Annotated in this window: 8 protein-coding genes; 7 read left to right on the forward strand and 1 reads right to left on the reverse strand. The window is 43.7% G+C overall.

Going from position 1 to position 10994, the window contains the following annotated elements; translation table 11 throughout:
- Positions 1-50 precede the first annotated feature (50 nt).
- On the forward strand, positions 51-155 hold the full coding sequence (locus MHH57_RS12020) for a DUF6254 family protein (protein ID WP_023988604.1): 105 nt from the start codon (positions 51-53) through the stop codon (positions 153-155).
- A gap of 457 nt (positions 156-612) precedes the next feature.
- Here the strand turns inward: MHH57_RS12020 and dapA are convergent, their stop codons facing one another.
- Entirely contained in the window at positions 613-1494 is an 882-nt protein-coding gene (gene dapA, locus MHH57_RS12025; RefSeq protein WP_165150627.1) for a 4-hydroxy-tetrahydrodipicolinate synthase, read from the reverse strand.
- 114 nt (positions 1495-1608) lie between these two features.
- On the opposite strand from dapA, the gene MHH57_RS12030 reads away from it, so the two are divergent.
- The 6 genes from MHH57_RS12030 to MHH57_RS12055 all read left to right on the forward strand — a co-directional run bounded on the left by MHH57_RS12030 (position 1609) and on the right by MHH57_RS12055 (position 8978).
- A complete protein-coding gene (locus MHH57_RS12030; protein ID WP_069011343.1) occupies positions 1609-2481 on the forward strand; it encodes a LysR family transcriptional regulator in 873 nt (290 codons plus the stop codon).
- Positions 2482-2860: 379 nt separating this feature from the next.
- Positions 2861-3883, forward strand: coding sequence for an NADH:flavin oxidoreductase/NADH oxidase (locus tag MHH57_RS12035; RefSeq protein ID WP_342435119.1), 1023 nt, complete (start codon positions 2861-2863; stop codon positions 3881-3883).
- A 574-nt stretch (positions 3884-4457) separates the two neighbouring features.
- Positions 4458-4868, forward strand: coding sequence for a MarR family transcriptional regulator (locus MHH57_RS12040; protein WP_069011340.1), 411 nt, complete (start codon positions 4458-4460; stop codon positions 4866-4868).
- 73 nt (positions 4869-4941) lie between these two features.
- Entirely contained in the window at positions 4942-6705 is a 1764-nt protein-coding gene (locus tag MHH57_RS12045) for an ABC transporter ATP-binding protein (protein ID WP_039275165.1), read from the forward strand.
- On the forward strand, positions 6698-8548 hold the full coding sequence (locus tag MHH57_RS12050) for an ABC transporter ATP-binding protein (protein WP_342435120.1): 1851 nt from the start codon (positions 6698-6700) through the stop codon (positions 8546-8548). The genes MHH57_RS12045 and MHH57_RS12050 overlap by 8 nt, the downstream gene beginning before the upstream one ends.
- A gap of 121 nt (positions 8549-8669) precedes the next feature.
- Positions 8670-8978 (forward strand): hypothetical protein, encoded by a 309-nt coding sequence (locus MHH57_RS12055; RefSeq protein ID WP_342435121.1) that lies wholly within the window; start codon positions 8670-8672, stop codon positions 8976-8978.
- Positions 8979-10994: the final 2016 nt, after the last annotated feature.

Below are 10994 nucleotides of genomic sequence, written 5' to 3' on the forward strand. Positions count from 1 at the left end.
CAACTTAAGAAAGTAGTATACATCACAATTTCCAAAGGAGGATATCTGTTATGGCTCACCAGAAGAAAAGGAAAGAAGCAGCCTGGAAGTCACGAAAGCAAGAACAGCATCCCCATGGTAAAGTCAAATCGCTCAAGGAGTTGTCCAGCGAATAGGATTGAGGAGTATACTGCGTAAAAGAGAAGAGCTGTCGATGAAATTCATCGGCAGCTTCTTTTTGCAATGATTTCGCGTACACAAAGAATTCCCTTAATGCTGCAACTGGATTTACTAGCAACCATCCAGCTATTGCTTGTGAGCTTTTCAGATTGAGGGACTTGCAAAAAATGTATCTTGATGACAGACAGTTAGGGTTGGGTGGGGCAAGCAACGCAATGATCTTTCGGACATTTTAAGCTCAATAGAAGACACGTCTTCAAACATCAAATTGCTATGTGCTACATTCATCTTCACCAATTTTAGACCAGTAACTTATAGCGTTCTAGTATAGAAGGTATCTTCTTAAATTCGTTTTTCAGAAGGGTGCCAGTTCCGGCTAAAAATTGAAGCATCTCCTGACTAGGAGATGCTTCCTCTACGTTATGATTGGGTAGTCTGAGATAAGCTGATTTATCAGGATACGATTGAATTCAGGAGTCCCTGCTTCACCTGATCCGACAGTGGCATAAGTGGCAGGCGCAATTGCTCGGCGGCAATAATCTCTTGCTGGGTAAGCCACCACTTGATCGCGGCCGGGGCTGGCTCTGCAAATACATGCTGGATCAGCGGTTCCAGTAGCTTAAAACTGTCTCGCGACCCGTTCATGTCGCCAGCTGCAAAACGTTGGTACGTATCCACATACTTCTGGATATTGAGATGAGCGGATGCAAGCATACCGCCGGCAGCTCCCTGACATAGCATGGCATGGAAATAGGCATCCTCTCCGCAGAGGACAGGCTTGGTCTCGTACTGGGTCAATTTTAAGAGCAGATCAAGACCGCCCGTGCTGTCCTTGAGCCCAATTACGCCATCCAGGTCCAGCACCTTGCGTATGGTATCTATTGTCATGCGACTGCCCGTGCGAACCGGAATCTCATATACAAGCACAGGCAGGCCTACACGAGATACGACACGGAAATGCTCCAAGATCCCTTCCTGCGTCGGTCGGTTGTAATACGGAGTGACCACCATGGCTGCATCCGCTCCTAATTCAGCCGCCATTTCCGTCCGATGCACCGTTGAATAGGTATCGTTCGTTCCCGTGCCAATGACGATCGGAATGGTTTTGTTCATGCTCTTCAGAACATCCTGCGTCACCTGTACCATTTGCTTCACTTCATCCCAGGATACGGTTGGCGACTCTCCTGTCGTACCGTTAACAACCAGTCCCTGAATGTCATGACCTGCAAGATAGGTAACATACTTCCGGTACGAATTGATGTCCAACTTATAGTCACGCGTAAAAGGTGTAATCAGCGGTATGAAAATCCCATGAATATGTTGTTCGTTCATCATCATCATCAGTTATCCCTTCCCGTTGAATTAAATCTAATGTAACATAGGAGACAGCATCGGAGTTATCTATAATAAGCGATGATTCTAATCAAAATTTTTGATGGGGTGGCCAGAATGGATTTCATTTATCTTCAGACATTTCGGGAAGTTGCTATTCGTGAAAGCTTTACGAGAGCAGCAGAAGTGCTCGGTTACGCACAATCCAGCGTCACGACCCAGATTCAGAAGCTGGAGAAAACGTATCAAGTCAAATTGTTCGAACGCTACAGCAACAACAAGATTCGTCTTACCTCTGCCGGGGAAGAACTGTTCAAGCTTGCTGGACAAATGCTGGAGCTTTTCGAGCAATCGAAAGAAAAATTGGCCAAGCAGGGCGGGGGCTCTATGACGATCGGTACTATGGATTCCATCGCTTCGTATTTTCTGCCGCCGTTTATGCAGGCGACTCGCAAAGAATACCCTGATCTGAACATACGATTGCATACGGATCGCGAAGAGATGATTTTGCACCAGGTCAGGGAAGGGGAGGCCGATGTTGGACTGATCCTCGCGGACGATTCAAGCAATCCGGCCTTGCAGTGGATTACGATTCGAGAAGAACCGCTTGTGCTGATTGTCCATCCGAACCATCCGCTTATCGCTAAAGAGCGAATCGGCCTGGATGATCTGGTGGATGCGGAGTGGATTATGCCCGAGCATACGTGCAACTACAGACAACTGCTGGAGAGAGTGCTTCGAGCAAATGGAATCACCTATCGCGTAAGCCTGGAGCTGGGTAATCCGGAAGCGATCAAACGGAGCATCAAGACTGGAGAGGGTATATCCATTCTACCTCTAATGGCTGCGCTGGAGGAGATTGAACGGGAAGAGCTGAAGGTGTTACCCTTTGAGCATGCCGAACTCAAGCTGGAAATTCAGCTTGTTCTTCATCCCAAGAAGTGGGTGTCCAACGCATTGAGCTTTTTTATGGAGAGCATGAGAATGTAGATTTTCCTCCACATCAAAAATTAATATACAGTATGAGCGCTTCCTAGTGGAAACAAGAAGCGCTCACAGTTTATTCAAATCATTCACGTATTTTTTTGAAAAATAAGCAAGCAAAATGTGCATTAATTAATTTAAAAAGCGGGATCACTATGAAGAATAGCGTATGGCTCCGATGACTACGTGGTCAGGCAATGCCGGTTTTACGATATAGACGAAGAAGTGGCTTACTACAACAAACGAGTAAATGACGTAATCTTACTTTGAAGTTTTGAAATCATGCTTAGAGTTGACAAATGAAACAAACATGTTAGTATATATGCTTGTGCATGCATTTTGTTGTTGTTTTTCCTAATATAACTCAGAGAGGAGTCTTTCTCACATGAAAGATTTATTTAGTCCCTATACAATTAAAGGTTTGGAATTGAAAAATCGCGTAGTTATGCCTCCAATGTGCCAATACTCGGTTTTCAAAAAGGACGGGGTTGCCACAGATTGGCATTATATGCACTACGTTAGCCGTGCGGTAGGCGGAGCTGGTTTTATCATAATTGAAATGACAGATGTAGAGCCGGATGGTCGTATCTCCGATTTTGATCTTGGTTTATGGTCAGATGAGCAAATTCCTGCTCTCAAACGGATTGTAGATGCTTGTCATAGCTACGGTGCCAAAGTGGGAATCCAGATCGCGCATGCCGGACGCAAGGCGGAAGATGCTGAAGTTCCTGTATCACCATCTGCTATTGCATTTGATGAAAATTCAAAACAACCTCGCGCGCTTACAACAGGAGAGGTTAAAGGCCTGGTTGAGAAATTTCGTGCTGCTGTAGCTCGCGCTGTCAAGGCTGGATTCGACAGCATTGAAATTCATGGTGCACATGGCTATTTGGTTCATCAATTTCATTCGCCGCTTACGAACAAACGGGAAGATGAATATGGTAAAGACCTTACCCTTTTTGGTCGGGAAATCATCCAGGCAGCGAAGGGTGAAATGCCAGAAGATATGCCGCTCTTGATGCGTATTTCTGCCAAAGAATACGTAGAAGGTGGATATGGTATTAAGGAAAGCATTGCTTTTGCCAAGGAATATCAAAAGGCAGGAGTAGATATGTTTGATATTTCATCTGGCGGTGAGGGACCTATAGCTGCATGGGGCAGACCAGGAACTCACGCAGCGTATCAAGTCCCCTTAGCAAAAGAGATCAAAGAAGCTTTGGATATTCCAGTGATGGCCGTTGGAAGACTAGAAGATCCAATATTGGCGAATGCAGTTATCGGAAATGAAGAGGCCGATCTGGTTGCTGTGGGTAGAGGGATGTTGAGAAATCCTTATTGGTCACTGGAAGCCGCATCAAAATTGAAAAAAGAAACTGCAATCCCTACACAGTATACTACAGGGTTCTAAGACTGAGCTCTTGCTAATCATAATTGGCCTGTCAAAGTTAAAATGGTGGTGAACCGCTAGCTATATTTGACCAGGAAAAGATTTTAAGACCGAATGCAACGATAAAAGACTTTGAAATGGAAATGGTCGATTAAGCGAAAAAAGTACGTCCTTTAGACCTTTTGTAAAGTACTCTATCAAGGTACTCTACAGAAGGTCTAATTCAATGAACTATGCGACCACAGAGAGCATGTCAGAGGAAGATACATAAGATGAGATTCGGTTTTAGCTCTTAGGTGTTGTGATATGTGGCACTATAAGATGGTTATTCATACCATGGACGTTACAATGCAATGTAGCTATCAATGTTAGAAGTGAAGGTTGGTAAAAGCCTTGCAAACCACTCCTCGAGTTTTTGGCATTTCCATTGAACTTTTTGTGTGGAAAATTTGGTGAAAATACAAGCTGGTTACGGAGGATTTTTTGTATTCCATATTTTCTCTAATTGACTTTGTAACCCAACATTATTATTATCTTATACTATAAGATTAATTATCTCATACTATAAGGTATTAGCGAGAAGGTGTTGTGACCATTGGATTATAAAGCATTAGCGACAGAACTATTCGAGTATATCGTCAAATCGCGGAAACCAGCATTAGAGGAACGAGGGCACTTCTCACGTGGCGAAATGGGGATTCTCATTTGTCTGAATTTCAATAAGGACGGGGTTACCTCTGGCCACTTGAGCGAATACTTGTCCGTCAGTACGGGACGAGTAGCAACGGCACTGAAGAGCCTTGAGAAGAAAGGACTAGTTGTACGGCGTACTGATGTCAATGACAAACGTAAGGTGATTGTATTCATTACGGATTCAGGTAAGCAATTTATGATTGATAGGCATAAGGAAGGAATCACATGGACCGAGAATGTTCTTCGAAAGTTAGACGAACAGGATGCCAAAGAACTGATCCGGCTCATTAAGCTTATTGTCTCTAGAAGCTGAATTTCTATGCAGACGCAGGAGCACCATACTTCACCAGACATCAAAGACTATCAGATAAAAGGAGAGCAACGGAATGCTAAAGATATTCAAATATCTCAAAAAAAATGAATGGATGCTCGTGCTTTGCAGCCTGGCTTTCATCGTTGTGCAGGTATGGCTTGATCTGAAGCTACCTGATTATATGGCGGAAATTACGACCAAGCTGCAAACAGAAGGAACACCTATGTCCGAACTGCTGATTCCCGGCAGTTACATGTTGTTTTGTGCCGTCGGCAGTATGATTGCATCTATTATTGTCGGCTATTTTGCGGCAAAGGTCGCGGCAGGGCTGGCCATGCGTCTGCGTGCGATGGTCTTTGACAAGGCCTTATCTTTTTCCATGGAAGAGATGAACAACTTTTCAACAGCCAGCCTTATCACCCGCTCCACGAACGATGTTACCCAAATTCAAACGGTGGTTGCGCTGGGGCTGCAGGTGATCATCAAGGCGCCGATTCTGGCCGTGTGGGCCATTGCAAAAATTGCGGATAAAAACTGGCAGTGGACCGCCTCTACAGGAGTGGCTGTGGCTGTCCTGATCCTGATGCTGAGTGTCATTGTTATTTTCGCTCTTCCGAGTTTCCAAAAAATCCAACGTCTCACCGATAATCTGAACAGAGTAACACGTGAGCATCTGACCGGGCTTCGGGTGGTGCGCGCTTATAATGCAGATCAGTATCAGGAGGAGAAGTTCGGGCAGGCTAATGCCGAATTGACGAATACAAACCTGTTTGCGAACCGGTTAATGGCAATGGTTGGCCCGGGTATGACCTTTATTATGTCGGGTCTGAGTGTCTCGATCTATTGGGTTGGCACTTACCTGATTAACGGAGCGGCCGTGCCGGACCGCATTACGCTATTCTCTAATATGGTCGTATTCTCCTCTTATGCGGTGCAGGTGGTCATGGCCTTTATGATGGTAAGTATGATTTTCTTCCTGATGCCTCGAGCTTCGATTTCTGCCAAACGGATCATGGAGGTTTTGAATACCGAATCCAGTATCGTTAACGGGCATGAGACGACTGGAGAAGAAAGCGTTATGGGGCAAGTGGAATTCCGTAATGTCAGCTTCAAATATCCGGACGCGGAGGAGGCCGTGCTTCGCAATATTAGCTTTACGGCGAAACGAGGCGAGACGGTTGCCTTTATTGGCGCTACAGGCAGCGGCAAAACCAGCGTGATCAATCTAATTCCCCGCTTCTATGATGTGACCGAGGGAGAGGTACTCGTGGACGGTGTGAATGTCAGGAACTATAATCAGCAGGCACTCCATAACAAAATCGGATATGTTCCCCAGAGAGCTGTACTGTTCAACGGTACGGTGGTATCCAACGTTTCGTATGGTGTTAACGGAAGAGCAGGAGCTTCAGAGAAACTCGTCAAAGAAGCCGTTGGTATTGCTCAAGGAACGGAGTTTGTTGAAAAAATGGATGGTCAGTATCAGGGTAGAATTTCGCAAGGTGGAGCGAACGTGTCCGGTGGTCAAAAGCAACGGCTGTCGATTGCGCGTGCCATCTACCGACAGCCGGAAATTTATATTTTCGATGATTCCTTCTCGGCACTAGATTACAGAACAGATCGGATTCTGCGCTCCGCTCTCAAAAAAGAAACCGGCCACGCTACGACACTTATTGTTGGTCAGCGCATAGGCACTATCAAAGACGCTGACCGAATTATCGTGCTGGACCAGGGGGAGATTGTAGGGAGTGGCACGCATGAAGAGCTGATGACGAACTGCAGCACCTATCAGGAGATCGCATATTCGCAGCTTTCGAAGGAGGAACTCATACATGGATAAGAATGAACACACCGTCGACAGCCAGCAAATGAAAATGAATCAGCCAGGTCCCATGGGCAAAGGTCCCACGGGGGGCAGGGGTGGTGGTGAAAAAGCAAATAATTTTAAAAAGACCATCAGCCAGCTTGCATCCTACAGCAAGGCCTATGTGCCTATGATTATACTCGCTATGGTACTGGCCCTGGTCGGCTCTACCCTCAACGTGATTGGCCCAGATAAGCTCAGTGATATTGCCAACCTGATTCAGGAAGGAATCGTAACCGGGATTGATGTAAGTGCTGTTCAGAAGATTGTTTTTGTATTAGCGCTTTTATATGGATTTGGTCTTATTTTTAACTATTTTCAGGGCTTCATTACAGCAACCGTCTCACAGCGTCTTACAAAGAAGATGCGAACAGAGCTGTCTCGAAAAATCGATCATATGCCTTTGAAGTATTTTGACTCTACGAGTTACGGTAATGTGCTTAGCCGCGTAACCAACGATGTCGATACCATCGGACAAACGCTAAACAACAGTCTCGGCACGCTTGTTAGTGCGCTGGCCACTTTCGTGGGAGCCTTGATTATGATGCTTTATACGAACTGGATCATGACCGTTACCGGAATTGTAGCTACGCTGATCGGCTTTAGCCTGATGAGCGTGATTATGAAGCATTCACAGAAATACTTTGTAGCACAGCAAGCGGAGCTTGGCCAGATCAACGGTCATATCGAAGAAACCTATGCTGGTCATAACGTAGTCAAGGTCTATAACGGGGAACAAGCAGCCAAGGAGGTGTTTCATGGCATTAACAGCCGCTTATATACAAATGCATGGAAGTCCCAGTTCATGTCTGGTCTGATGATGCCAGTCATGATGTTCATTGGAAATTTTGGTTATGTCGCGGTCTGTGTTGTGGGAGCTTTGCTGGTCAACCAACAGACTATAACCATCGGAACTATTGTCGCCTTCATGGTGTATATTCGTCTATTTACACAGCCCTTGTCACAGTTGGCGCAGGCAGCAACCAATTTGCAATCGGCTGCTGCTGCCAGTGAACGTGTATTCGAATTTTTGGGTGAAGAAGAATTGGCGGATGAAAGTGACAAGACTATGAAGCTGGATAACGCCAAAGGGGATGTTGAATTCAAACATGTTCGTTTCGGTTATAACGAAGACCATATGATTATCAAAGACTTCTCTATGAAAGCTGAAGCTGGTCAGAAAGTCGCCATTGTCGGTCCGACAGGCGCTGGTAAGACCACGCTCGTGAATTTACTCATGCGGTTTTATGAGCTGAACGATGGAGAAATCTACATTGACGGAACCCCGATCAGCCAATTAACGCGTGAGAATATTCATGAATTATTCTGTATGGTGCTTCAGGATACCTGGCTGTTCGAAGGAACGATTCGTGACAATATCGTCTTTTCCAAAGATCATGTTACTGATGAGCAGGTAGAAGCTGCATGTAGAGCGGTGGGACTGCACAGTTTCATTAAAACACTGCCGCAGGGATATGATACAGTTCTGGATGACAAAGCCAATCTCTCTGCGGGTCAAAAGCAATTGATTACCATTGCAAGGGCGATGATTGAAGATTCACCTATGCTCATTCTGGATGAGGCCACAAGCTCGGTCGATACGCGTACGGAATTGCTGATTCAACAAGCGATGGACCAGCTGACTGTGGGGAAAACCTCCTTTGTGATTGCTCACCGACTTTCGACGATCAAGAATGCGGATCTGATTCTGGTCATGAAGGACGGTGACATTATCGAAATGGGTAACCATGAGGAATTGCTAGCAAAAGGCGGCTTCTATGCCGATCTATACAACAGTCAGTTTGAACATGCGTCCTAAAAAGTAACTGCTTGAAAGTATAATTAATATCCATATAGTTCCAACTTAATTAACATCATCATGTGGACATTATAAGGTATGAGAGCCAGAATTTCTTAATCATAATTGTGGAGGCAGATCAATGAACCAGCGTTTTCGAATCACCCGTTCCATGCAGGAAAATCCTGTGGAGCAATCCATTTCCCTGGAGGAGTGCAAAGATTACTTTGCATCCCAGCCAAACTTTTCGTATTCACGGGAGCTTATCATACAAGGTACTGAGAGCACCATGTCGATCGAGGGAGATTTTTTCATGTGGAAGTATGCTGACGTAGAAATACCTTTTCGTCATTACATGGGGGATGTGTACGTGGCTATTTCCAATGAGGCTGTCGTGCCTAAGATGATTGAAATTGCAACAGATTTACAAGCAGATGTAGTGGATGGGTGAAGAACGATTCTTATTGCAGCAAAGTAGGCGTAGAAGCCAATATCCGGTTCAGTTCTCGCACCAGTTTGAATCGGTTAATGTGGACAGCCGCGGGAATCCCTTGTCATCTAAAAGACGTGATATACGATTGCTTGTCTGGATATCTGGTGAGTGGTTGCAAAGGATTTGTTCCATGTCTGATCACAGGGCAGAAGCTCAATCGGTTGTGATGTGCTCGGCAACAAAAACGATTCGATTCGTACACAGTATACGTCACACAACAAATGTTTCTGGTACGTTCGCTGTGGCAGTATTCACTTCATTCTTAAGGGTCAAGTCGCCAAAACATAAAAATAGCAAGTCTCTTGCAACATGGAGACTTGCTATTTTGTGTTTTCGGTTCATTGAATTTTGCGAAAAAAAATAGTTCCAAAGTTATGAGTTTTCTAAAAATTTATACTTTTAAAGGAAGATCAAAACGTTTCTATTAAATAAAAAGCAAAGTTTCTAGCTAAAATTAGAGAAAAATTTAATCTGAACTGAAATTTCAGAAGAAAATTAAAGAAAATTTCGCATGTGAATTAGTTCAAAAGAGCTATGAAAAGTCACTATCTATTTAAAAAATGAAGAGTTATTAATTTTGAATCACTTCAGCTTGATGTGAATAAATTCCATTATATAGGTGATTAAAGAATATTGCTGAAAAAGTTGAAATTTGTCGGATGATGTCAGAATTGATTTGTTACATTTGTGTTAATGATGTGTAACGTAAAATTTGTTTTGATACAAGGGTTTTGGACTTTTTTGCAAGTCTACGTCATTTTGATTTTATCAATTTATAAAATCAAAAATTTTGTCTTAAATCACGTTAACAGGTCATGATCGGTATTCAATTTAATAAAAAAGTGAAATTCTTGTATTTGAAGATATAAAAATAATAGAATAATATGGGTTATTTATGGATTTCATGAAATCTATCAATTTGGAACTTTTGTCCCATGCTAATCGGTTTTAAAGTTTGTATATTTAAAATAGCTAGAAAGTATTGGGAGGAAAAAAGGGATATAAGGATTTATTGTGAAATTTTGGGCAATAAGAGGATTTGAGAAATTTATATGGCGACTCCGATCATGTCTTAGTTTTTAAAAATCGTGATCTATCTGACTGAGAAGATCCAGTTATTTTCGCCCGATATGAGGACTTTGCTTAATGGCTTGCAGAACATAGAAGTTGTTCAACAGAAGCTCCATGGACATCAAGCAGGACAACATGCCCTCACTGCTTCCCGAAATGGCTTCATAAGTACATAAGCTGTTCTCTTTTTTAGACAATGTATGGGGGCACTGATTGTAATTGAAACAGCATGGCAGTTGTATAGGCCAAACTGTAAGATTCCCTGTCCATAGCATCATATCCAGTAAATCCGTCCCACATCTCCCGTATTGCAAAAGACAACTTCATTATTTTTAAGGTATGTGAAACGTATCCTTAGCAGCCTGGGAACCCCGTTGGCCCGTCCGATGACCATCATTTTTCATCCATGTACAAAATCAGGAAGTCATAAGCGCAGTCGTGAATCACGCTCCTAACCACGCTGCAGCAGCTCATGTATCTCACAGCATCGATACCCTCCAGCCAAGATTCGACAGCACACATCATGATACACTACGTTGTTAATATTGTGGCAACCATTCTACAACCCACCACCAAGATGTACTCTCAGCATAATTCAAAAATATTCTCATTCCATGCACATTTTCATACATCCAGATCAGAGTTATTTGCTATGTCCGCACAACTAAAAAAGCTTGCACTGCGAAAGTGTGAGCGATGAAAAAGAAGATGCGCTTGTTTCGATTCAAATTCAGCTCTTTGAAGGCACCCATATCTCAATGGTATATCAGGAGTGATCGCTTTTGCCGACTACCATTGGCAATTTAATGCCGGAGAAAAGACACGCATGACTAGTTCCTTGACAAGGGCGGTCATTTATGAGGAGTTACTTTACCTCTATCTATTTCGCGAGGAGAGATACGT

The sequence above is a fragment of the Paenibacillus sp. FSL H7-0442 genome, from assembly GCF_038593105.1.
Lineage (GTDB): Bacteria > Bacillota > Bacilli > Paenibacillales > Paenibacillaceae > Paenibacillus > Paenibacillus polymyxa_D.

What these genes read in the sequence shown, in the direction of transcription:
- MHH57_RS12020 (WP_023988604.1), top strand. Translation starts at nt 51, where the DNA reads ATGGCTCACCAGAAGAAAAGGAAAGAAGCAGCCTGGAAGTCACGAAAG.
- dapA (WP_165150627.1), bottom strand. Translation starts at nt 1,494, where the DNA reads ATGATGAACGAACAACATATTCATGGGATTTTCATACCGCTGATTACA.
- MHH57_RS12030 (WP_069011343.1), top strand. Translation starts at nt 1,609, where the DNA reads ATGGATTTCATTTATCTTCAGACATTTCGGGAAGTTGCTATTCGTGAA.
- MHH57_RS12035 (WP_342435119.1), top strand. Translation starts at nt 2,861, where the DNA reads ATGAAAGATTTATTTAGTCCCTATACAATTAAAGGTTTGGAATTGAAA.
- MHH57_RS12045 (WP_039275165.1), top strand. Translation starts at nt 4,942, where the DNA reads ATGCTAAAGATATTCAAATATCTCAAAAAAAATGAATGGATGCTCGTG.
- MHH57_RS12050 (WP_342435120.1), top strand. Translation starts at nt 6,698, where the DNA reads ATGGATAAGAATGAACACACCGTCGACAGCCAGCAAATGAAAATGAAT.
- MHH57_RS12055 (WP_342435121.1), top strand. Translation starts at nt 8,670, where the DNA reads ATGAACCAGCGTTTTCGAATCACCCGTTCCATGCAGGAAAATCCTGTG.